This is a genomic window from Novosphingobium sp. B 225, from assembly GCF_002198665.1.
Lineage (GTDB): Bacteria > Pseudomonadota > Alphaproteobacteria > Sphingomonadales > Sphingomonadaceae > Novosphingobium.
In genome coordinates this window covers 20,757-41,763 of the sequence record NZ_MWLM01000061.1, presented here as the reverse complement: position 1 = coordinate 41,763, position 21,007 = coordinate 20,757, and the positions used below count along the sequence as shown (strand labels likewise).

The window sequence follows — 21,007 nt, the reverse complement described above, 5'->3', positions numbered from 1 at the left end:
AGTATTTCAATATTTGGCAGCATTTTTCAGATGAGTGAAAAATCTGCGGCTTTGTCTTGCACCTGCCCGCGAATCAAATAGGTCTTGCCGCGCCATGAAGCCTGTCGATCTCAAACAACTCAAGGCCAATGCGGGAAGCATGGCCATGCGGCTCAAGATCATGAGCCACCCCGAACGCCTGCTGATGCTGTGCCGCCTGGATGAGGGGGAGGCTTCGGTGGGCGAACTGGTGACGCTGTGCGGCCTGTCGCAATCCGCTGTGTCGCAGCACCTTGCCATGCTGCGCGAGGAACAGGTCGTGACGATCCGGGGTGAGGCGCAGACCCGCTATTACAGCCTGAAAGACCCGCAAGTGCGCGAGATCATCCATGCACTGTGCGCGATTTGCGAGCGCGGCTGAAAAGGTAGACGGGCGAAAGTTTTTGCCTAGTCTGCTCGTCCATGACTGACCTGCTTCAACAGATCGCCGCCATTGTCGGGCCCAAGGGGCTGCTGACGGGAGAGGACGTGCGGATACGTGCGGCCGACTGGCTGGGTGCCTCGACCTGCCAGGCCAAGGCCGTCGTGCGGCCCGCGAGCACCGAAGAGCTGAGCGCGGTGATGAAGCTGTGCCATGCTGCGGGGCAAAGCGTGGTTCCGGCTGGCGGCTTGACCGGGCTGGTCCATGGCACCGACTGCACCCCGGACGATATCCAGATCTCGCTCGAACGGATGCGCAGCGTGCAGGCGATCGATCCGGTCGGGCGGACCATGACCGTAGAGGCCGGGATCCCGGTCCAGGCCGCGCAGGAAGCTGCCGAGGCAGCGGGCCTGCGGTTCGCGGTCGATTGGGGCGGGCGCGGCACGGCGACGATTGGCGGGGGCATCTCGACCAATGCCGGGGGCAATTCGGTGGTCCGTTACGGCATGATGCGCGACAATGTGCTGGGGCTTGAAGCGGTGCTGGCCGATGGCACCGTGATCAGCGCGATGAACAGCCTGATCAAGAACAATGCCGCCTATGACCTCAAGCACCTGTTTATCGGCAGCGAAGGCACGCTGGGGATCGTCACCCGCGCGGTGCTGAAGCTGCAACCCGCGCCGCAATCGACCAATACCGCGATGCTGGCGCTGGACGGTTTTGGCGCAGTGCAGGACCTGTTCGTCATGCTCGGCCAGCGGCTGGGCAGCACGCTCACCGCATTCGAAGTGATGTGGGCCAATTTCTATGAGCCGCTTGCGGTCATTTCTGGCCGCCACACCCCGCCGCTGCCGGCCGGGCATTCGCACTATGTCCTGCTGGAAATGAGCGGCAACGATCCCGATGGCGATGCGGTGCAGTTTGAAACGGTCCTGGGCGAAGTGCTCGAAGCGGGCCTTGCTGCCGATGCGGTGATTGCCGCCAGCCAGGGCCAGGCCGACGGACTGTGGAAGATCCGCGACGATATCGAAGGGCTCTATCACTACATGATGCCCGCCGCGAATTTCGACATCAGCCTGCCGATCACCGCGATGGAAGAGTATGTCGAGGGCCTGCGCGACACGGCCTTTGCCCGGCTGGGCGAGACGGCGAAGATGGTGGTGTTCGGCCATATCGGCGACGGCAACCTGCACATCATGATCGGCGGCCCGCCCTATTCGCCCGACCTGCGGGCGTGGCTGGACGAGGTAGTGTTCAGCCCGCTCAAGGCGCTCGGCGGATCGATCAGCGCCGAACACGGCATCGGCCTCGAAAAGCGCGACTGGTTGGCCATGTGCCGCTCCGACGCCGAAATTGCGCTGATGCGGACCTTGAAGGCGGCGCTGGACCCCACGGGGATTTTGAACCCGGGGAAGGTACTGGCTTAGGAACAGGGCCCCTCCGTCAGCCCTGCGGGCTGCCACCTCCCCCTCCCGCCATGCGGGACAGGGAGGGTCTAAGCTTTCAGCAGCACCTCGCGCCCCACATCCCTTGCATTGACTGCGCCGGTCAGCCCCAGCGCGGTGCGCATGTCTTGTTTGTAAAGGGTCAGCATCCGGGTGAGCGCAGCCTCTCCCCCCGCCGCCAGCGCCATGACCCATGGCCGCCCGACCAGCGCGGCTTTCGCGCCCAGCGCCAGCGCTTTGACCAGATCCTGCCCGCTGCGAATCCCGCCATCGACCAGCAGGGTGGTCTCGCTGCCCACCGCATCGGCAATGCGGGGGAGCATTGCCGCACTGGATGAAACGCCGTCCAGCTGCCGCCCGCCGTGGTTGGAAACGATCATCCCGTCCGCGCCGATCGCGACCGACTGCTTCGCATCGTCCACATCAAGCACGCCTTTCAGCACCAGCTTGCCCGGCCAGACCTGACGCAGCCACGCGATGTCTTTCCAGGTTACCGAGCTGTCAAACTGGGTGCCGGTCCAGTGCAGGTAGTCGCGCGGGTTCCTCGATTGCTTGACGTACATCGCGATGTTGCCGAACCCGTGCGGCCCGCCCATCAGGCCGACGTCGAATGCCCAGCGCGGATGCAGCGCATAGTCGAGCGCGCCGGAGCGGAACTTGCCCCATGGCCCCAGCCCGCCGGCCATGCCGTTGCGGATGTCGCGGTAACGCGTGCCCAGCACCGCCAGGTCGATGGTGAAGACCAGCGTGGTCACCCCATGCGCCAGCGCGCGGCTGAGGATTTCCTGCACGATCCCGCGATCCTTCAGCATATAAAGCTGGAACCAGAACGGCTTGTCAGAGACCTGCGCCACTTCCTCCATCGGGCAGATCCCGACGGTCGACAGGCAGAAGGGTATTCCCGCCGCATCCGCCGCGCGCTTGGCCTGCACTTCGCCGCGCCGCGCGGTCATCCCGCCCATGCCTACGGGCGCGAGCACCAGCGGCATCGCCAGTTTCTGCCCGAACAGTTCGACCGAACAATCCATCTTCGATGCGTCAACCAGCACTTTCTGGTTCAGTTGCACCGCTTCCCAATCCGCCGTGTTGCGCCGCAGGGTCACCTCCGCGCCCGCGCCGCCATCGATGTAGTCGAACAGGAAGCGTGGCAGGTTCCGTTCCGCATCACGGCGGAAATCGACGAACCCCGCCGGGAGCAGGTTGAGCGATTCGCCCATTACAGCAACACTTCGATCAGGCGCGGGCCCTTGTGCGCCAGTGCCTCGGCCAGCGCCGCGCGGAACTCCTCGGCGGTCGAAACACGCGACGCGGGCACGCCCATGCCTTCGCTCATCTTGCTCCAGTCGAGCGCGGGGTGCTTGAGATCAAGCATCGACAGCGCCTTGGGCCCCGGGTTCTGCACGCCCACCCGCATCAGCTCGATGTTGAGGATCGCGTAAGACCCGTTGTTGAGCAGGATCGTGGTCACATCAAGCTGCTCGCGCGCCATCGTCCACAAGGCCTGGTTGGTGTACATCCCACTGCCATCGGCCTGCAACGCGATCACCTTGCGGTCCGGGCAAGCCACGGCCGCGCCGACTGCCAGGGGCAGCCCCTGGCCAATCGCGCCGCCCGTCAGCTGCAGCCAGTCATGCTGCGCCGCGCCCGCGCACATTGCAAAGGCCGCCCCGCCCGAAGTTGCACTTTCATCCGAAACGATTGCCCCGGCGGGCAGCAGTTCGGCCAGAATGGCACCCAGATTGGCGCTGTTGATCCGGCCCGGTTCGGCCGGGAAGCTGGTGCTGTCCTGCACCAGTGCGGGCTCGGCCGGAGCGTCCAGCGCAGCGGCCAGTCCGCTGAGCGCCTGCATCGCATCTTCGCGCAACGAAGCCAGCCGCACCAGTCTGGCCCCCGGCGGTGAGAGAAAGCTGGGCTTGCCGGGATAGGCGAAGAACGAGACCGGCGGCTCGGTCCCGACGAAGACGATCGCCTCGAAATCCTTGAGATAGGCTTCGGCCTGCTCGCCGAAATAGGGCAGCTTTTCCACCGCAACCCGGCCCGCGCCGCGCTGGTGACGGGCGCTGAAGGTTTCGGCGATCAGGCGCGCCCCGGTGGCAGCGGCGATCCGTCCGGCTTCGATCAGTTCCGCCTCGCGCAGCGCGCGTCCGCCCAGCATCAGCGCCTTGGGTCCGGTGCACTCGCGCAGCGCGGCGGCCGCTTCGGCAATCGTTGCGGCGGGAACCTGCGCGGGGGCGGGAACGGCGGGCACGGCCACAGCCGCGCTGCCTTCGTTCCAGGCGTGGTCAGCGGGCACGATCACCGTCGCGACCTTGCCCGGATAGCTTTGCGCCACGGCAAAAGCTTCGGCCCCGGCCTGCGCGAGATCGCGCTGCGAAGTGCTGGTGCGCACCCAGTCCGACATCGGCCGCGCCACCCCGGCGGCGTCCGAAGTCAGCGGGGCGTTGTAGTGCAGGTGATAGGTGGCATGATCGCCAACCATGTTGATGATCGGGCTGCCCGCGCGGCGGGCGTTGTGCAGGTTGGCGAGACCGTTGCCCAGCCCAGGGCCAAGGTGCAGCAGGGTCACCGCCGGCTTGTCCGCCATGCGCCCGTATCCGTCCGCCGCACCGGTTACCACGCCTTCGAACAGGCCAAGGATCGCGCGCATCCCGTCTTGCTGGTCGATCGCGGCGACCAGCTGCATTTCCGACGTGCCGGGATTGGCAAAGCAGACCTCAACCCCGCAGGTCTTGATTGTCTGGATGAATGCTTCGGCCCCGTTCATGTCCCGCTCCCTATGTTCAGTTGGCGCGCAGGTTGAAGCCTGTCGCGGCGCTGTCAATAGTCAGGGAGCGTAGGCGCGCAGGAAGGTGTCGGTTGCCGCTACGGCTTCGGCCTCGATCTCTGCCGGGGCCGGGCGGCTGCGCGCACCGAGCAGAAACTGCTGGAACGCGCCGCACTGGCACAGGCCGCCAAACTGGACTGCGGCCAGCGCGGAATCAGCCATGCGCAGCTTGCCGCGTTCCATCTGCGCGGCGATCCAGTCTGCCAGGCGGGCCTGCCCGCGCTTCATGCCGCGTTCGAGCAGCGCCCTGCCCAGTTCGGGAAACCGTCCCGCCTCGCCCGTGACCATCCGGTGCATGGCAACGATCTGGGGGCGGGTGATGGTGGAGATGATCGAAATGGCAAAGGCTTCAAGCGTGGTGCGCGGGTCAGCATCAGGAGGCAGCGGCAGGCGCAGCGCTTCGCCATAGCGGGCGACGAGATCGTCAACCACCGCATCGAACAACGCGCGCTTGCCCGGAAAGTAGGTCCACAAAGTGGTCTTTGATCCGCCCAGGCTGGCCGCGATGGCGGACATGCTGGTGTTACCATAGCCATGGCGCAGAAAAGCAGCGCGCGCAGTGGCGACAATGGTGCGGCGGCGCTGCTCACTGGTCTGGACTTTGCCGGCCACGGTCCCTCTCTCCGGTGCGACTTTCAGCCGTACTAAACAGTATCATTGATCTTGACAAGCAGGCCCATTGGAGGGCAGTGGCCGTACCATGCAGTACGCCTTGCGCCGCCTGATCTGCCTGACCCCCGCGGCAAGCCTGCTGGCGCTTGGCGGGTGCGGGCTTCCCCCACCGATGGTTGCCGCGCCGCTGGCGCAGGCTCCGGCGCAGGCCGATTCCGCCATGCTGGCAGGCGATGGCGCGCAGTTTCCCATGGAGCGCTGGTGGCAAACCTGGGGCGATCCCGGGCTCGATGCGCTGATGGATGAAGCGTTCAAGGCATCACCCGACATGGCCGTGGCCGCAGCGCGGGTTCGCGCGGCCGATGCCTTGGCGCTGCAAAGTGGCGCTGCGCTTGGACCCTATGCGGGGGTCGATGCCAGTCTGGGCGGGACCAAGCAGAGCGAGAACATGGGTATCCCGCCCTTGTTCGTGCCCAAGGGCGTGATCGATACCGGCAAGCTGGCGGTCAGCCTTGGACTCGATCTTGATCTGTGGGGCAAGAACCGCGCCCAGCTCGCCGCCGCGCGCGGTGAGGCAGAGGCGGCCCGCGCCGATGCAGCGCAGGCGCGGCTGATGCTGGCCAGCGGCGTGGCGCTCGCCTGGGGCGATCTCGCCCGGATTCAGGCCAGCCGCCGGATCGCCGCAGCAACGCTCGAAGCCGACACCCAGATCGAAGCTCTGACTGGGCTGCGCCAGCGCCAGGGGCTGGACAATCAGGCTGACCTTTCGCTGGCCACGGCCCGCCGTGCCGGTGCGCAGCGTGCGCTCGCCGCTTTGGACGAGGCTGCTGCACTGGTGCGCTACCGGATCGCCGCCCTGCTTGGCGCCGGTCCGGGCAGGGCCGAAAGCCTGCCACTGCCCGCGCCGGACCTGGGCCGCGCGGTGGGTGTGCCTGATGCGCTGGCTGCCAGTCTCGTCGCGCGGCGACCAGACATCGCTTCCGCGCGGCTGCGGGCAGAGGCTCAGACCCAGCGCGTCAAGGCCGCCCGCGCCGCCTTCCTGCCCGACATCAACCTGGCAGCTGTTGCGGGATTGCAATCGCTGGGGGTTGATCAATTGCTGAAGGGCGGATCGACTTTCGCCAATTTCGGCCCCGCGCTCAGTCTGCCGCTGTTCTCGGGCGGGCAGTTGCAGGGCCAGCATCAGTCTGCCCTGGCCGGCTATGACGAGGCTGTGGCCCGCTACAACGGGGTGCTGATCGGCGCATTCCATGAAGTGGCCGATGCTTTGACGCAAAAGCGCTCTACCGCGGTTCAGCTTGCCCAGGCCCGGGCCGGGGCGGTGGCGGCAGACAATGCCGCGCGGCTGACCCGGCTGCGTTATGGCAAGGGGCTTGCCAATCTGTTGCAGGTGCTGACCGCTGAAGACAGCGCGCGCAGTGCCCAGCAGGCCGTGGCCGAACTGGAACTGCGTGCATACCAAAGTGACGTGATGCTGGTGAAGGCGCTGGGCGGCGGATATGCCGCGCCCGCGCCCGCCGGGGAGAAACCATGACCATGAGCGAACCGGCCGTCCCGGAAGTGCCTGCCCCCGTGCAGGATGATGCCAATCCGCAAGGCGACCGCCGCCGCAAGCTGCTTGGCCGGTTTGCTGCGGGGCTGGTGGTGATCGCGCTGGTCTGGGGCGCGTGGTGGCTGATCACCCAGCGCGGGCGGGTCCATACTGATAACGCCTATGTCGGTGCGGACATTGCGGTGGTTACCCCGCTGACTTCCGGCGCGGTGCGCGAAGTGCGGGTCGGCGGGACCCAGCTGGTGCAAAAGGGCGATGTGCTGGTCGTGCTGGACGATGCGGATGCGCGGATCGAACTCGCCAGCGCCGAAGCACAGCTGGCCCGCGCGCAGCAGGGTTTTCGTCAGGCCCAGGCCGGGACCGGATCGGCCGCTGCGCTGGTTTCCGCGCGTGCCGCCGATGCCGGGCAGGCCGCCGCGCGGCGTCAGGCCGCCCAGGCCGATTTCGCCAAGGCGCGCGAGGCCTATGACCGGCGCCGCGCGCTGGTGGGCAGCGGCGCGGTCAGCAAGGAAGAACTTGATACCGCGCGGGCCGCCTATGAAGCCGCCAATGCCCAGCTGGCTCAGGCCGACGCAGCCGCTGCCGGGGCTGGCGCAACGCGAGAGGCCGCAGTCGGCCAGCTGCGCGCAAACGAGGCGCTGACCAGCGGGGTCAATCTGGGCTCCGCTCCCGATGTCCGCGCCGCGCTTGCCCGGGTCGAAGCCGCGCGCCTCGCGCTTGATCGTACCGTGCTGCGCGCGCCGATCTCCGGGGTGGTGACGGGGCGCAACGTTCAGATCGGCCAGCGGATCCAGGCCGGTACCCCGGTAATGACGCTGGTCCCGCTCGACGCGATGTTCGTCGATGCCAATTACAAGGAAAGCCAGCTGCGCGGCGTGAAGCCGGGACAGAAGGTTGAACTGACCAGCGATTTTTATGGCAGCGGCGTAACCTTTCACGGCACGGTCAAGGGCTTTGCCGGGGGCACCGGCGCGGCCTTTGCCTTGATCCCCGCGCAGAACGCGACCGGCAACTGGGTGAAAGTGGTGCAGCGCCTGCCCGTGCGCATCGCGCTCGACCCGGCCGAACTCAAGGCGCATCCCTTGCGAGTCGGACTGTCGATGAACGCGGTGATCGATACCCGCGAACCATGAACGCGGCGCAGGATCTCGAACAAATCAAGCCGCTGCAGGGCGCATCGCTGTGGCTCGCCGCTTTCGGCCTTGCGCTCGCCAATTTCGTAGTGATCCTGGACACCACGATCACCAATGTTTCGGTCCCGCATATCGCCGGGGGTCTGGCGATTTCACCCGCGCAAGGGACCTGGACGATCACGTCCTATGCCGTGGCCGAAGCGATCACCGTGCCGCTGACCGGCTGGCTCGCGGCGCGGTTCGGGGCCTATCGCACTTTGGTCTATTCGCTGTGCGGTTTTGCGTTGTTCTCGGTGCTGTGCGGGCTGGCGCGGACGATCGAACTGCTGGTGGTGCTGCGCGTGCTGCAGGGGCTGTGCGGCGGTCCGCTGATGCCGCTGACGCAAACGCTGATGCTGCGGGTGTTCCCGGCTGAAAAGATGGGTGCGGCCAACGCCCTGTGGGGGGTGACCACGATTTTCGCGCCGATTCTGGGGCCGGTGGTGGGGGGTTATATCTCGGACAACTGGTCCTGGCCGTGGATCTTCTTCATCAACCTGCCCACGGTTGCCCTGTGCCTGTTCATCGTGGTGCGGCTGGTCGCGCGGTTTGAAACCAAAACCCGGCGCGAACCGATCGATGTGACCGGACTGGTCCTGCTGGTGCTGTTCGTCGGCTGCCTGCAACTCGTGCTCGATCTGGGGCGCGAGAATGACTGGTTTGGATCGGCCATGATCGTGACCCTGGCGATAACTTCGGCGATTGCGTTCGGGGTGTTCGTGATCTGGGAACTGACCGATCCGCACCCGGTGGTGGATTTGCGCGTGCTGCGCCACCGCACCCTGTGGGTCGGGCTGATCGCCATGGCACTGGGCTATGGCGGGATGTTCGCGATGATCGTGCTGGTGCCGCTGTGGATGCAATCGGTGCTGGGCTATACTTCCAGCCAGGCGGGGCATGCGATGGCGCTGGTCGGGATCTTTGCAGTGATGATGGCCCCGGTCGCGGGCAAGCTGTTCGAAAAGGTCGACATGCGGATCCTGATCACCGGGGGTATGCTCTGGCTGGTGTTCATCTCGTTGTGGCGAATGCAGTGGAGTACCGACGGCACGTTCTGGGACTATGGCCTGCCGCAACTGATGCAGGGGTTCGGCATGCCGTTCTTCTTCATCGGACTGATGACCTTTTCGCTGACGGCGGTGCCGATGAATGAAATGGCCTCTGCGGCCGGGCTGCTCAGCTTCATGCGCACGGTCAGCGGGGCGGCGGGAACCGCGCTGTCGACCTCGATGTGGGATGAAGCAACCCGCGATGCCCGCGCGCAAATGGTCGCGACCATGAACGGAGCCGATGGCACGCTGGCGCAGCTTCAGGCCCAGGGGATGAGCGAGGGGCAGGCACGGTCAGTGCTGGAACGGCTGGTCGATGCCCAGGCGGCGACAGTGGGATCGAACCATGTGTTCGCGGTTTCGGCTGTGATCCTGTTCGTTGCCGCCTGGCTCGTCTGGCTCGCCCCGCGGCCGCTCACTCGGCCCGGCGGTAGTGCAATGGGCGGGCATTGAAACGCATCGGAAATCCGGCAGCGAAAGAACTTTCCTACATCCCAACGATCTGGAATGATCCGCGCGCGTCATGGTGCAGGAAAGGGCCGATTCCGGCGAAGGTCACACAGTGCAAAACAGCGATTCCGCGTGACCTTTGTGACCTTTGTCACCTTTGTCACTTTATGCGGTCCGGACCTTCGAAAGGGTGCGGTTCAGGCACCACGTCTCACGCTCAAGCTTGCCGGTTCAGCCCTCTGGCGGGGCCGGATCGGCTGGCTCCGGAGCTTCGGCGGCGGGTGCGGCGGCAGCAGCCGGCGCGGTGGCGGCGCCGGGCTTGGAACTGGCCTTGTCAGCAGGGCCAGCTTCGCTTTTGGGGGCAGCCGGGGGTTGTGACCGCAGGCTGTCCACCGGAACCATCGCGTCGCTGATCGAACCAGGCAGGATCTCGCCCGCAGCGGTCCCGCCAGTGGCCTTGCTCGGCTTAACCTCTTGCTTGCAGCCCGACAGAGCCAGCAGGGTCAGCGCCAGGGCTGGGACATAAGGCTTCATGGCAAGGCCTCCGGAGGGCAGGGCTGATTCAGCGCAGCCAGGAATTGATCCGCGCGGGCCAGCAATGCCCGATCCCACGTGGCGGAATCAACCCTTGTTCCCAGCCGGGCCAGCGAGGTTACCCCGAACTGGTCGATCCCGCAGGGCACTATCCCGCCAAAATGGGACAGATCGGGGTCGAGGTTGACCGAAAAGCCGTGCATCGTCACCCAGCGGCGGATGCGCACACCGATCGCGCCGATCTTGGCTTCGCGCCCGTCGATGTCGCGGCACCAGATCCCGACCCGGCCTGGCGCACGGAAGCCTTCAACCCCGAAATCACCCAGGGTGGCGATCACCCAGCCTTCCATGGCATGGACAAACCCGCGCACATCGCGCGCACGGCTTTTCAGGTCGAGCAGGACATAGCCCACCCGCTGCCCCGGGCCGTGATAGGTATAACGTCCGCCGCGTCCGGCCTCGACCACGTCAAAGCGGGGATCGAGCAATTCGTCCGCGGCCGCGCTGGTCCCCGCGGTGTAGACCGGGGGATGCTCCAGCAGCCAGATCAGCTCGCGCGCCGCTCCTTCGGCAATCGCGGCATTGCGCCCGGTCATCTCGGCCAGGGCCGTGCGGTAGGGCACTTGCTCGCTTTCGATGCGCCATTCGATCTGGTCAGGCAGGTTCACGGTCATTGCTGCGTTGCGTGGCGGCAAATGGTGTGGTTATCAAGAGGCTGATTTGTGAAGGAACCGCCGATGCCCCTCGACACCAGCAAAGCCTGGTCGGAAGCGACCGCCATGGTCAGCGCAAACAAGGATGTGATGGCCGCGATCGCAGGGGTGTTCTTTTTTCTCCCGGCGCTCGCGCTGGCGCTGTTCTTTCCTCAGCCCGAACCGCCTGCGGGTGCGCAGCTGCGCGAAATGATGACCATGCTTGAAGGGTATTACCGCCAGACCGCGCCGTATATGCTGGTCGCCACCCTGGTTCAGGTGTTGGGCCAGCTTGCCGTCCTGACTCTGGCCGCGCGCGTCGGGCGGGCCACTGTGGGCGATGCGATCCGCGCGGCGGCGGGCGGGCTGTTGCCCTATCTTGGGGCTCAGGCCCTGCTTTTGCTGGCCGGGGCCGCCGTGTTTGGTGTGATCGTGTTGCTCGCGCCGCTGTCCAGCGCACTGGCCCTCTTGCTTGGCCTGGCGGCGGCAGCGGCGGTGGTCTGGATTTCGGTCCGGCTGGTCATGGTCCCGGTCGTCATCGCGATTGAGGGAATGCGCAGCCCGCTGGCCGTGCTGCGCCGGTCCTGGGACCTGACCCGGGGCAGCGCTGGGCGGATCCTGTTGTTCCTGGTGGTGCTGGGACTGGCAGTGACTGTGATCGCTGTGGTGGCGAGTGCCGGGATCGGGATCCTGCTTGCCCTGATCGGCGGAGTGGAAGCCGCGCGGATCGGCGGCGCGGCGGTTTCAGCCGCGATCGGCGCGGGCTTTGCCGTCTATGTTGCGCTCAGCCTGGCGGCGATCCACCGCCAGCTGGCCGGAAGCGGCCACAGCGATATGGCGGTGTTCGAATAGGACGACCGCGGGTCAGTCCTTCCAGCCCCAATAAAGGAAGCAGGGCGGGACATTGATCATTTCCATCTGGTGATCGATCCGGGTGAAGTGCCGCGCCATGAAATCACGCGCACGCGGCGTGAACTGATAGACCAGAAATGCCCCGCCCTTGCGCAGAACGCGGTGGGTTGCGGCCGCAATCGCCGGGCCGACGCCATCGGGCAGGGTCGAAAATGGCAGACCGGAAACGACATAGTCAGCGTGGTCATGCCCGTGCGCAAGGATGATATCCTCGACATCTGCGGCCGAACCCAGCACCGGTACGAACCGGCTGTCGCTGATGGTCGCCTTCAGATAGTCAATAAACAGCGGGTTGGTATCGATAACGATCAACTGTCCGTCGCGCGGCAGGCGCTGCAGCACCGGGCGGCAAAAGGTGCCCACCCCGGGACCATATTCCACAAACAACCGGCAATTGTCCCAATCGACCGGGGCCAGCATCTTGCGGATCGTGAAGCGCGACGACGGGATGATCGAACCGACCATTACCGGATTGCGGATGAAGCCTTCCAGAAAGACACCCCAAGGCCCCAGCATCTGCTTGATCTTGCGGATCGCCTTGGTGGGCAAAGCCTCACCGACAAGCTCGGGACTGGTCATATGGGAATGGGGTCCTGCTTCGTTTCGGGCTGGCAAGGCGTTTGCAAATTTGCCGGGCCATTGCAAGGCATGTGATTGTTCCCTAGCGACGAAAGCGATGAAGCGTAGCGATCTGCAACCCGGTTCGGACCTGACTGCCAGCCTGCCGCCTGCGCGGCTGGCGTTGTTGTTCATGGTCATGCTGGTAACCGCAGCGGGCAATACGGCGATGCAATCGGTCATGCCGGCGATCGGTACTGCGCTGAAAGTGCAGGATTTCTGGATCAGCCTGGCCTATACTTGGTCGGCCTTGTTGTGGATGATCTGCGCCCCGATGTGGGCGCGCAAATCCGACAAGCGCGGGCGAAAGGCCATGATGGCGATCGGGCTGACCGGGTTCATCACCAGCTTCAGCCTGTGCGGTCTGGCGTTGTACCTGGGGCTGAACGGCTATCTTGGTCCGATTGCCACCTTGCTGGTCTTCGCCACGTTCCGCTCGCTCTACGGCTGGTTCGGCTCGGCCGCGCCGCCGGCAGTCCAGGCCTATGTCGCCAGCCGGACCAGCCGGGCCGAACGCACCCAGTCGCTCTCGTTGATTTCGTCCAGCTTTGGGCTTGGCACGGTACTGGGACCGGCGCTGGCACCGCTGCTGATCATGCCGCAGCTGGGTCTTGTCAGCCCGTTCCTGGCCTTTGCCCTGATCGCGCTGGCAGTGCTGGTCGCGCTCAGGCTGCGATTGCCGAACGATGATCCCGCCTATGCCGCGCGCGGCGATGTGATGGCCGCCCCGTTCAGCGCAAACTCCAACATCGCCGCACGCGGTGCGCCGGATGCGGAGAGCGAAGAGCACTTGCCCGAAGAGGTACCCGATCTGGCCTGGACCGATCGGCGCCTGCGACCCTGGCTGGTCGCGGGCCTGCTCGGCGGACATGCTCAGGCAGCGACCATGGGGATCGTTGGATTTCTGGTGCTTGATCGACTGGGACTGCGCGCCACGCCCGAGCTGGGTGCGGGGCCGACTGGTCTGGTGCTGATGGCGGGGGCCTTGGCCACCTTGCTGGCGCAGTGGGGGATCATCCCGCTGTGGCACCTGGGCCCGCGCGCCAGCAGCCTGTGGGGCATGGCCTTGGCCGGAGCGGGTGTGGCAGTGCTTTCAGTAGGCCATGATCTGCATGCCATCATTGTCGGCATGGGGCTGGCTTCGCTGGGGTTCGGACTGTTCCGTCCGGGCTTTACTGCCGGCGCTTCACTCGCGGTCAGTCGGGCTGAGCAGGGGCAGTCTGCCGGGATCGTCGCTTCGGTCAACGGTGCGGCCTATATCGTTGCGCCTGCCCTGGGGGTCTGGTTTTATGGCCACAATCCGTGGATCGGCTTTGCCGTGATCGAGCTGCTCTGCCTGGCGGTGATCGTGCTGGGGATTACCGGGATGCGCAGCGACGAAGAACTGTTGCAGCGCCGGTAAGCTGGCGGCTTGGCCGCTACAGGATCTCGTTGACCTGGTCCTGCGGCCGACACAGTCGCACGCCTTTTTCGGTTTCCACCAACGGGCGTTCGATCAGCTTGCCTTCGGCGGCCATGGCAGCCAGCACATCTGCATCACTCGCCTGGGGCAGACCGCGCTCCTCGGCATCGGTGCCGCGCAGGCGCAGCCCTTGCTGCGGGGTAATGCCGGCATCGCGGTAAAGCTGGGCCAGCTTGCCTGCGCTGGGCGGATTGAGCAGATATTCGATCACCGTCAGTTCAACCCCCGGGGTTTCCTCCAGGATCGCCAGCGTCTTGCGCGATGTGCCGCAGGCCGGGTTGTGCCAGATGGTCGCCTTCATGCTTGGTCCTTTCGTGCCGGGCGGCAGGCCCGCGCCTGGTGGCTGCTTAGAAACTTTCTGCGGCCCGGGCAAATTTGATCCTTGTCAATGCGAACGATTCGCATTAGCGGCAGATTCGCTGTTGAGAATTATTCGCAATAAGGAAGCATTGATGACCTCGCCCCGCGCCGCGCTGCTGGTTTCCGCCGGGCTTGCTGCATTGATGCTGTCCACGCCGGTCTGCGCCGCAGAAGAATATGACGATGCCGCACCGATTGTAGTGGTCGGCGCGGCGGATCACTACCGCACGGATGATGTGGATGCGACCAAGACCGGAACGGCGCTGCGCGATACACCGCAAAGCGTGGCGGTGATCGGGCGCGAGCAATTGGATGACCAGGCAGTAGAACAGTTAAACGATGCGCTGCGCTATGTCCCGGGCGTCACCCTGGGTCAGGGCGAAGGACACCGTGATCAGGTGGTGCTGCGCGGGCAGAGCTCAACCGCCGACTTCTTTCTTGATGGGCTGCGCGATGATGCACAGTACTATCGTCCGCTCTACAATACGCAGCGGGTAGAGGTGCTGAAGGGCGCCAATGCGCTGCTGTTCGGCCGCGGCGGCGGCGGCGGGATCATCAACCGGGTATCCAAGGTTTCGGCGCTTCATGGCACGCACGGCAGTATGGCTGCCGGGGCGGACAGCTGGGGCGCCTGGTCGCTTGCGGGCGATCTTGATCTGGCCTTGGCCGACAATGCCGGGCTGCGAATCAACGCCACTTACGAAGACTTCGCCAACCACCGGGACAGCTATCAGGGCAGCTTCACCGGATTCGCCCCCAGCCTGACTGCGCGATTTGGCGAACGCACATTGGTCACCCTGGCCTATGAATATGATCGTGACCGCCGCGTGACCGATCGCGGAGTCCCGTCGCTCGGCGGGGTGCCGATCCAAGGCTATGACCGGACCTTCTTTGGTTCGTCCACAATCAACCAGAGCCGGGTTGACGCCCATGTGGTGCGCACCCGGATCGATCACGAACTGGGCGATCAGTTGACTCTTTCCGTCAGCGGCCAATTTGCAGACTATGACAAGTACTACGCCAATGTCCTGCCCGCCGGAACCAGCGCCACGACCGTGACGCTCAGCGGCTATGACAATGGCGTCCAGCGCCGCAACTGGATCGGGCAGGCCAATCTGGTCTGGAAGGGTCAGACCGGCCCGATCGGCCACACCCTGCTGGCCGGGATCGAAGGTGGCCAGCAAGACACCCTTTCAACCCGCCGCGATGTGCTGTTTGGTGCGGCGCGGACCCTGACCGGCACTGTACCGCTGGCGCGGGTGCTGAGTTTGCCGGTGGTCGACTGGACCCCGATCAACCGCGCCTCCAGCTCTGATGTGCGCAGCCTGTCGGCCTATCTGCAAGACCAGATCGAGCTGGCCCCCTGGCTGCAAGCGATCGTCGGCGCGCGGTACGATGATTTCCGGATCGATTCGCGCAACACCATCAACGGTTTCACCGCCAGCCGCAGCGATGGCAAATGGTCACCCCGGCTTGGTCTGGTGATCAAGCCGCGTGAACAGATTTCGCTCTATGCCAGCTATGCAAAAAGCTTCCTGCCGCAATCGGGTGACCAGTTCACGGTGCTCGATGCCACCACTGCCACACTAGCCCCCGAAGCGTTCCGCAATCTGGAACTGGGGGTAAAATGGGATCCGGCGGCGCAGCTTTCGTTCACCGCAGCGCTGTTCCAGGTCGATCGCGCGAACACCCGTTCGAACGACCCGCTGAGCGGCAATCCGGTACTGACTGGCAAGAGCCGGGTGCGCGGATTTGAAGCGGGAATGGCTGGTCAGGTGCTGCCGCAGTGGCAGATCAGTCTGGGCTATACCTGGCAAGAGGGTGAGATCCGCTCGGCCACCACTGCTGCTCCGGCGGGCCGTCAGCTCGATAAGTTGCCGCACCACCAGTTCTCGGCCTGGACCCGCTATGACCTGACCGGCAAGTTCGGGTTGGGGCTGGGGCTGGTTCACCAATCTGGCCAGTGGGCGACGATCAGCAATGCAGTACGCCTGCCTGGTTTCACCCGGCTTGATGCCGCGCTGTTCTATGACCTGAATGATCGCGTCGCGGTGCAGCTGAATGTCGAAAACCTGACCGACGCGCGCTATTACCCAAGCGCCCACACCGATCACAACATCTCTACCGGCGAACCGATCAACGCCCGGCTGACGCTGCGGTTGAAACTCTAACCGCGCCGCGCTTTCAGCCAGGCCTTGTGGGTGCGCTCCACCTCCAGCAGAGATGAGAACACGCTTTTGCCAAGGTCGGTCTGGCCGGTGCGGCCCAGTGCATAGATCTGGCAATAGAACCAGTATTGCGCTGCAAAACTATCAACCGCACGCAGGGCCTTGATCCGCTTAAGAAAGCCCAGCGCAGGCGGGAACAGCGCGAGTCCTGCCTCGGCGCGCGGCAAGACATCAAGCCCGCTTAGCAACTGCGCTGCGCCATCGGGCATGGCGCAGAGCGGACGGCCGAGCCCGATGACGTCGGCTGCGCCCCGGTTCAGCGCTTCCTCCATCGCCGCACGGCTGCGGAAACCGCCGGTGACCATCAAGGGCACTTTCAGCGTGTCCTTCATCGCCAGCGCGAAATCGACGAAATAGGCCTCCCGCGCGAGGGTCGACGCGGCAAGGCCAGGCTGCTCCACCGGCTCCATCCCTTCCAGCCCCAGCAGGCGCGGCTGTTCATAGGTACCGCCGGAAATCTCGATCAGATCCACGCCCGCCGCTTCAAGCCAGCGGGCCACCTGCAGGCTGTCTTCAAAGGCAAAGCCGCCGCGCTGGAAATCCGCGCTGTTGAGCTTGACCGACAGCGCGAACCCGGCAGGCACCGCGGCCCGGGTTGCCTTGACCACGTCCAGCAGGAACCGCGCCCGGTTCTCCAGGCTGCCGCCCCATTCGTCCTGGCGCTGGTTGGCGCGCGGGCTGAGGAACTGGGAAATGAGGTATCCGTGCGCGGCGTGGATCTGTGCGCCGTCAAACCCGCCCTCGGCACAAGTTGCCGCTGCCTGGGCAAAGCGGCGCACCAGTTCGGTGATCTCCACGCCGGTCAGAGCCACGGGTTCGCCGAACTGGCCGCCGGGCAGGCCCAATTTGACCGCCGATGGTGCCTTGGGCCGGGGATTGACCGGCTTCATCGTCTGGCGCCCGGCATGGCTGATCTGCGCCCAGAACTGCGCGCCCTGCGCTTTGGCGGCTCCGGTCCAGCGGCGCACGGCGTCGATCATCGCGGCATCGCCGGGCCGGTCGACAATCACATTGCCGGGCCGCTCCAGATGATCGGCATCGACATGGACATTGCCGCTCAGCAACAGGCCTGCGCCGCCTTCACCCCAGATCCGGTAAAGCCGCTCAAGCTCAGGCGTGGGCAAGCCTTGAGGATTGGCGAGTCCTTCGGTCATCGCTGCTTTCGACAGGCGATTGGGCAGCACGGCCCCGCAAGGCAGCGTCAACGGTGTCTCGATCATGTGTCCCCCGATTGAGCGTGTACGTTACGGTGCGGGCTTCATTGCCGGCACAGCGCGCGCGGCATCATCGGGCGTGATGCCCGGAGCTGGCGCGGCGCTGATCGTCTCTACCCGCCGCGCTACCCGGCCAGCGCGCTGGATTGCGCGGACCAGCCGCGGATAGACCCCGCAGCGGCACAGGTTGGGCACGGCGGCCTTGATGTCCTCGGGCGTTGGGTCAGCATTCCGGGCCAGCAGCGCCGCCGCCGAAATCACGATTCCCGGGGTGCAGAAACCGCACTGGATTGCCTGTTCGGCAACCATGGCCTGCTGCACCGGGTGCGATCGATCGGGCGACAGGCCTTCGATCGTGGTCACCACCCGGCCTTCGGCTTCGGCCAGCGAGATCAGACAGCTGCGCAGCGCCTCACCATCGATCAGGACCATGCAGGCCCCGCAATCCCCCGCGCCGCAGCCATACTTGGTCCCGGTCAGGTTCGCGGCATCGCGCAGTGCCCACAGCAAGGGCGTTTGCGGGTCCATCTTGAATTCGACGGGCCGCTCGTTGATGGTCAGACGGGTCATGCCGGGTCAGGGCTTCAATCGCGCCAGCTGCGGTCGATCTTGTCGATCCGTCGTACCCAGGCGTCAAAATCCGCGCCGCCGGGCTGATGGCCGGGAACATTGGCCTCGTGCAAGTCGCGCTGGTGAATGGCGACAACTTCGTCCGGAATGACCGTGGGCTGACCCGCTGCCATCACCGCCAGCTGGATCTCGCAGGCGCGTTGCAGCGACCAGTGCATGATGAAGATTTCCGGGATCGAGCGGCCCAGGATCACCGGTCCGTGGTTTTTCAGCATCAGCACCCGTTTGTCGCCCAGGTTCTGCAGCAGTCGTTCGCCTTCCTCGGCGCGCACGGTGATCCCTTCGAAATCGTGATAGGCCAGCCGTCCGATGAAATTGCAGGCATAGAAATTCACGGGCTGCAAGCCGCCTTCCAGACTGCACACCGCCATCGTCGCGGTGGTGTGGGTGTGGACGATCGCGTGGGCCCAGGGAATGTTGCGGTGGAACAGGCTGTGCTGGACGAAGCCGGCCTTGTTGACCGGGAACGGGCTGCCATCCAGGGTATTGCCGTCAATATCGATCTTCACCAGGTTGCTGGCGCAAACCTCGCTGTACAGCAGGCCATAAGGGTTGATCAGGAACGCGCCTTCCTCACCTGGCACCTTGACCGAGATGTGGTTGTAGATCGATTCCGACCAGCCGAGGTGATCGAACACCCGATAACAGGCGGCCAGCTGCTGGCGCGCTTGCCACTCCTCTTCACTGCAATCGAGATTGCGGGTGTGCGCGCTGAGCTGAGTGGCCATGGGGTTCTCTCCGGTTCGGGTTTGAAACCGGTTTAGAGCGCGTCTGACAAAAAGGGAATGCCCCCGGCGTCAGCGCCCCAGGGCAAGGTTCAACCCGAACCAGATGGTGCGAGGAGTGCCGTAATCCTGCGATCCGGCCTGATTGCGGGTCACCACGGTCACATCGGTCAGATTCTCACCCCGCAGCAGCACGGTCAGCCGCCTGCCAAGCGGCACACGCAACACAGCGTCGAGCGTGGTTGCAGCCGGCAGGCGGTCGGTCTGGAGATCATCTTCGAACTGCGAACCGGTGTGCTTGACCGTCGCGGCTAGCAGCCAGCCCGCTGCAGGTACCCATGAAAGCGTGCCACTCGCCGCGACCTTGGGAACCTGCGCGGGACGCATGCCATTCAGCGCCGCGGAACTGCCGCTGGCCTCCACTTTGGCCTGGATCAGTGCCAGACTGCCATCGAACTGCAGCGGGCCAAGAGGCGCGCTGGCATCGAATTCCAGCCCGCGCGAATGAACAGCATCGACATTGCGGCGTTCGCGCAGGTTGGTGCCGATGGTGACGTTGGCAATCGCATGGCGGACTTTGTTGTCGAACAGGGTTGCAATCAGTTTGACACCAGCTGCCGGGGTCAGATCGAACCCGGCTTCGAACCCCAGCAGGTCTTCATTGACCAGCGCTGCATTGGCGCGGGTGGTGACGGGGAAGACCGCGAATGGCCGGTACAGCTCGTTGAGCGTGGGCTGGCGCAGTCCAGTATAGGCTGCGCCGCGCAGCATCAGCATGGGGGTGAGTTCCAGCCGCGCCCCGCCGCGCCAGCTTGCTTGCCAGCCGCTGCGGTTGGCGAAAAGATTGGTGATGGTCGGCGCTCCCGCCGCATTGGATTCGCGGTAAGAACCATCCGCGATCGTCCAGCGATCGGCGCGCAGCCCGCCGGTCAGCTGCAGCGCACCCAGTTTCCAGGTGTCCTCCAGATAGAGCCCGAGGTCGCTATTGCGACCGCCCGCGCGGCGGCGCGCCGTTACCGCGCCAGTGCCGGCGTTATAAGCCACTTCCTGCGTCCGCCCGGTCCCGCGCCGCCAATCGAGCCCCAGCCGCAGTTCGTGGCCCGCCGCCAGCGGCGGGCGCAGTTCCAGCTTGGCGCCAAGTCCGGTCGAAGGGGTCGCATACTGATCCAGCGTCTTGCGAAAGCTGGTCGCGCTGATCACCACGTTGGAAAAATCGCGCGCCTGGACATAGGCCAGGGCATCGAACTGCCACGCGCCCTTGCCAACCAGCCGCAGGCTGGCATCCTGCCCGCTGCTGGCGGTATTGGCCCCGGCAAAGCGCAGCACGCGCTGGTCATTGAAGGCCGCCACACGCGCCTGCAATTCGATGTCGGGGGCAAGCGGCGCAACCGCGCGGGCCGCTGCGCTCCAGCTGTCGTACCGCGCGCGAGTGCTGGCGGGAACGCGCTGTGCTGGCGGGGTGGTGAAAAACCCCTGGCCCCGGTCCCATCGACCGGACAGCACAGCGAAGCCGCCACCCAGTTCGGGCGCGAGCGTGGCCGTCAGCTCACTTTCGCCGCGATCGTTCATCAGGCCCCGGGCGGAGAGCAGGGCCAGCTCTCCCGCCCCGGCACTGACCAGGTCGATCGTGCCCGCCACCGCACCGGCCCCGAACGCGCCCGATCCGCCGCCGCGCGTGACATAGGCGGCACGCAGCCGTTCGGGCGCAAGCGCTGAGAACGGAATGTAGCCAAAAAACGGATCGGCCTGCGGCACTCCGTCAAGCAGCATCAGGGTCCGGCTGGTGGCATTGCCGCCCAGCCCGCGAAAGGTTGCGCCCTGCGCCGAAGGATTGGCCGAACGGCTGTCTGATCGGCGGAACTGCTGGAAACCTGCGACGGCGGACAGCACGTCCTCCAGCCGCCCGGAGGCCGAGGCAGCACTGCGGGCGCTGTCAATGGTGACGGTGCCAAACACCGGATCACTCTGGCTGCGGTCAAGACCCTGCCCGGTGACGACGATCTCGAGCGGGGTTGCTTCGTCCGCCAGCGCGGCAACGGGCAGGGCCAGCAGAGGCAGGGCGAAGATCGGAAGGCGGTGCATCACGCTACGGGCCATCGCGCCAATGGGCCGACAATTCAATGCCGGA

19 protein-coding genes are annotated in these 21,007 nt (G+C 65.4%); 8 read left to right on the top strand and 11 right to left on the bottom strand.

Going from position 1 to position 21,007, the window contains the following annotated elements; genetic code table 11:
• Positions 1-94: 94 nt before the first annotated feature.
• Both MNBBLIKP_RS11150 and MNBBLIKP_RS11145 read left to right on the top strand, forming a co-directional pair.
• Positions 95-400: an ArsR/SmtB family transcription factor gene (locus tag MNBBLIKP_RS11150; protein ID WP_088310334.1), complete on the top strand. Its 306-nt coding sequence runs from the start codon at positions 95-97 to the stop codon at positions 398-400.
• A gap of 41 nt (positions 401-441) precedes the next feature.
• A complete protein-coding gene (locus MNBBLIKP_RS11145; RefSeq protein WP_088310333.1) occupies positions 442-1,827 on the top strand; it encodes an FAD-binding oxidoreductase in 1,386 nt (461 codons plus the stop codon).
• 68 nt (positions 1,828-1,895) lie between these two features.
• Here MNBBLIKP_RS11145 and MNBBLIKP_RS11140 read toward each other — a convergent pair whose 3' ends face one another.
• Genes MNBBLIKP_RS11140 through MNBBLIKP_RS11130 form a run of 3 tightly spaced genes read right to left on the bottom strand, consistent with a single transcriptional unit; the run spans position 1,896 to position 5,281 of the window.
• Complete coding sequence (locus tag MNBBLIKP_RS11140; RefSeq protein ID WP_088310332.1) at positions 1,896-3,062, bottom strand: L-lactate dehydrogenase; 1,167 nt, start codon at positions 3,060-3,062, stop codon at positions 1,896-1,898.
• On the bottom strand, positions 3,062-4,609 hold the full coding sequence (locus MNBBLIKP_RS11135; RefSeq protein WP_088310331.1) for an acetolactate synthase large subunit: 1,548 nt from the start codon (positions 4,607-4,609) through the stop codon (positions 3,062-3,064). The genes MNBBLIKP_RS11140 and MNBBLIKP_RS11135 overlap by 1 nt, the downstream gene beginning before the upstream one ends.
• A 60-nt stretch (positions 4,610-4,669) precedes the next feature.
• A complete protein-coding gene (locus MNBBLIKP_RS11130) occupies positions 4,670-5,281 on the bottom strand; it encodes a TetR/AcrR family transcriptional regulator (protein WP_088310330.1) in 612 nt (203 codons plus the stop codon).
• A gap of 88 nt (positions 5,282-5,369) precedes the next feature.
• Here MNBBLIKP_RS11130 and MNBBLIKP_RS11125 point away from each other — a divergent pair, with 88 nt between their 5' ends.
• Genes MNBBLIKP_RS11125 through MNBBLIKP_RS11115 form a run of 3 tightly spaced genes read left to right on the top strand, consistent with a single transcriptional unit; the run spans position 5,370 to position 9,507 of the window.
• Positions 5,370-6,815, top strand: a complete 1,446-nt coding sequence (locus tag MNBBLIKP_RS11125) for an efflux transporter outer membrane subunit (protein WP_088310329.1) — start codon at positions 5,370-5,372, stop codon at positions 6,813-6,815.
• The gene (locus tag MNBBLIKP_RS11120) at positions 6,812-7,966 is read left to right on the top strand and encodes an HlyD family efflux transporter periplasmic adaptor subunit (protein ID WP_441339276.1); all 1,155 of its coding nucleotides are present in this window, start codon (positions 6,812-6,814) and stop codon (positions 7,964-7,966) included. The genes MNBBLIKP_RS11125 and MNBBLIKP_RS11120 overlap by 4 nt, the downstream gene beginning before the upstream one ends.
• Positions 7,963-9,507, top strand: coding sequence for a DHA2 family efflux MFS transporter permease subunit (locus MNBBLIKP_RS11115; RefSeq protein WP_088310327.1), 1,545 nt, complete (start codon positions 7,963-7,965; stop codon positions 9,505-9,507). The genes MNBBLIKP_RS11120 and MNBBLIKP_RS11115 overlap by 4 nt, the downstream gene beginning before the upstream one ends.
• Positions 9,508-9,735: 228 nt before the next feature.
• On the opposite strand, the gene MNBBLIKP_RS11110 is transcribed toward MNBBLIKP_RS11115, so the two are convergent.
• Together MNBBLIKP_RS11110 and lipB are read right to left on the bottom strand one after the other, a co-directional pair.
• Positions 9,736-10,038, bottom strand: a complete 303-nt coding sequence (locus MNBBLIKP_RS11110; protein ID WP_088310326.1) for a hypothetical protein — start codon at positions 10,036-10,038, stop codon at positions 9,736-9,738.
• Positions 10,035-10,712, bottom strand: coding sequence for a lipoyl(octanoyl) transferase LipB (gene lipB, locus MNBBLIKP_RS11105; RefSeq protein WP_088310325.1), 678 nt, complete (start codon positions 10,710-10,712; stop codon positions 10,035-10,037). Before lipB ends, MNBBLIKP_RS11110 begins: the two co-directional genes overlap by 4 nt.
• A gap of 63 nt (positions 10,713-10,775) precedes the next feature.
• Between lipB and MNBBLIKP_RS11100 the strand changes: the two genes are divergently transcribed.
• Positions 10,776-11,582 carry a glycerophosphoryl diester phosphodiesterase membrane domain-containing protein gene (locus MNBBLIKP_RS11100; RefSeq protein WP_140420592.1) on the top strand — a complete coding sequence of 269 codons (807 nt, stop codon included), beginning with the start codon at positions 10,776-10,778 and terminating at the stop codon, positions 11,580-11,582.
• Positions 11,583-11,594: 12 nt separating this feature from the next.
• On the opposite strand, the gene MNBBLIKP_RS11095 is transcribed toward MNBBLIKP_RS11100, so the two are convergent.
• A complete protein-coding gene (locus MNBBLIKP_RS11095) occupies positions 11,595-12,221 on the bottom strand; it encodes a class I SAM-dependent methyltransferase (protein ID WP_088310323.1) in 627 nt (208 codons plus the stop codon).
• Between the two features lie 97 nt (positions 12,222-12,318).
• Between MNBBLIKP_RS11095 and MNBBLIKP_RS11090 the strand changes: the two genes are divergently transcribed.
• Positions 12,319-13,662 (top strand): MFS transporter, encoded by a 1,344-nt coding sequence (locus MNBBLIKP_RS11090; RefSeq protein WP_088310322.1) that lies wholly within the window; start codon positions 12,319-12,321, stop codon positions 13,660-13,662.
• A gap of 16 nt (positions 13,663-13,678) precedes the next feature.
• Here the strand turns inward: MNBBLIKP_RS11090 and MNBBLIKP_RS11085 are convergent, their stop codons facing one another.
• The gene (locus tag MNBBLIKP_RS11085; protein ID WP_088310321.1) at positions 13,679-14,023 is read right to left on the bottom strand and encodes an arsenate reductase family protein; all 345 of its coding nucleotides are present in this window, start codon (positions 14,021-14,023) and stop codon (positions 13,679-13,681) included.
• A gap of 151 nt (positions 14,024-14,174) precedes the next feature.
• Here MNBBLIKP_RS11085 and MNBBLIKP_RS11080 point away from each other — a divergent pair, with 151 nt between their 5' ends.
• The gene (locus MNBBLIKP_RS11080; RefSeq protein WP_088310320.1) at positions 14,175-16,253 is read left to right on the top strand and encodes a TonB-dependent receptor; all 2,079 of its coding nucleotides are present in this window, start codon (positions 14,175-14,177) and stop codon (positions 16,251-16,253) included.
• On the opposite strand, the gene MNBBLIKP_RS11075 is transcribed toward MNBBLIKP_RS11080, so the two are convergent.
• The 4 genes from MNBBLIKP_RS11075 to MNBBLIKP_RS11060 form a co-directional block, all read right to left on the bottom strand.
• On the bottom strand, positions 16,250-17,530 hold the full coding sequence (locus MNBBLIKP_RS11075) for an NADH:flavin oxidoreductase/NADH oxidase family protein (protein ID WP_088310319.1): 1,281 nt from the start codon (positions 17,528-17,530) through the stop codon (positions 16,250-16,252). The two genes, MNBBLIKP_RS11080 and MNBBLIKP_RS11075, sit on opposite strands and share 4 nt — an antisense overlap.
• A 24-nt stretch (positions 17,531-17,554) precedes the next feature.
• The gene (locus tag MNBBLIKP_RS11070) at positions 17,555-18,094 is read right to left on the bottom strand and encodes a (2Fe-2S)-binding protein (protein ID WP_088310318.1); all 540 of its coding nucleotides are present in this window, start codon (positions 18,092-18,094) and stop codon (positions 17,555-17,557) included.
• A gap of 14 nt (positions 18,095-18,108) precedes the next feature.
• Entirely contained in the window at positions 18,109-18,882 is a 774-nt protein-coding gene (locus tag MNBBLIKP_RS11065) for a class II aldolase/adducin family protein (RefSeq protein ID WP_088310317.1), read from the bottom strand.
• Positions 18,883-18,951: 69 nt separating this feature from the next.
• Positions 18,952-20,961, bottom strand: coding sequence for a TonB-dependent receptor (locus MNBBLIKP_RS11060; protein ID WP_088310316.1), 2,010 nt, complete (start codon positions 20,959-20,961; stop codon positions 18,952-18,954).
• Between the last annotated feature and the right edge of the window lie 46 nt (positions 20,962-21,007).

Bases quoted from the DNA above. Each gene is read 5' to 3' on its own strand.
- MNBBLIKP_RS11060 (WP_088310316.1), bottom strand. From the start codon at position 20,961: ATGCACCGCCTTCCGATCTTCGCCCTGCCTCTGCTGGCCCTGCCCGTT.
- MNBBLIKP_RS11075 (WP_088310319.1), bottom strand. From the start codon at position 17,530: ATGATCGAGACACCGTTGACGCTGCCTTGCGGGGCCGTGCTGCCCAAT.
- MNBBLIKP_RS11065 (WP_088310317.1), bottom strand. From the start codon at position 18,882: ATGGCCACTCAGCTCAGCGCGCACACCCGCAATCTCGATTGCAGTGAA.
- MNBBLIKP_RS11095 (WP_088310323.1), bottom strand. From the start codon at position 12,221: ATGACCAGTCCCGAGCTTGTCGGTGAGGCTTTGCCCACCAAGGCGATC.
- MNBBLIKP_RS11090 (WP_088310322.1), top strand. From the start codon at position 12,319: ATGAAGCGTAGCGATCTGCAACCCGGTTCGGACCTGACTGCCAGCCTG.
- MNBBLIKP_RS11110 (WP_088310326.1), bottom strand. From the start codon at position 10,038: ATGAAGCCTTATGTCCCAGCCCTGGCGCTGACCCTGCTGGCTCTGTCG.
- MNBBLIKP_RS11085 (WP_088310321.1), bottom strand. From the start codon at position 14,023: ATGAAGGCGACCATCTGGCACAACCCGGCCTGCGGCACATCGCGCAAG.
- MNBBLIKP_RS11145 (WP_088310333.1), top strand. From the start codon at position 442: ATGACTGACCTGCTTCAACAGATCGCCGCCATTGTCGGGCCCAAGGGG.
- MNBBLIKP_RS11140 (WP_088310332.1), bottom strand. From the start codon at position 3,062: ATGGGCGAATCGCTCAACCTGCTCCCGGCGGGGTTCGTCGATTTCCGC.
- MNBBLIKP_RS11125 (WP_088310329.1), top strand. From the start codon at position 5,370: ATGCAGTACGCCTTGCGCCGCCTGATCTGCCTGACCCCCGCGGCAAGC.
- MNBBLIKP_RS11120 (WP_441339276.1), top strand. From the start codon at position 6,812: ATGACCATGAGCGAACCGGCCGTCCCGGAAGTGCCTGCCCCCGTGCAG.
- MNBBLIKP_RS11080 (WP_088310320.1), top strand. From the start codon at position 14,175: ATGACCTCGCCCCGCGCCGCGCTGCTGGTTTCCGCCGGGCTTGCTGCA.
- MNBBLIKP_RS11150 (WP_088310334.1), top strand. From the start codon at position 95: ATGAAGCCTGTCGATCTCAAACAACTCAAGGCCAATGCGGGAAGCATG.
- MNBBLIKP_RS11070 (WP_088310318.1), bottom strand. From the start codon at position 18,094: ATGACCCGTCTGACCATCAACGAGCGGCCCGTCGAATTCAAGATGGAC.
- lipB (WP_088310325.1), bottom strand. From the start codon at position 10,712: ATGACCGTGAACCTGCCTGACCAGATCGAATGGCGCATCGAAAGCGAG.
- MNBBLIKP_RS11100 (WP_140420592.1), top strand. From the start codon at position 10,776: ATGCCCCTCGACACCAGCAAAGCCTGGTCGGAAGCGACCGCCATGGTC.
- MNBBLIKP_RS11115 (WP_088310327.1), top strand. From the start codon at position 7,963: ATGAACGCGGCGCAGGATCTCGAACAAATCAAGCCGCTGCAGGGCGCA.
- MNBBLIKP_RS11135 (WP_088310331.1), bottom strand. From the start codon at position 4,609: ATGAACGGGGCCGAAGCATTCATCCAGACAATCAAGACCTGCGGGGTT.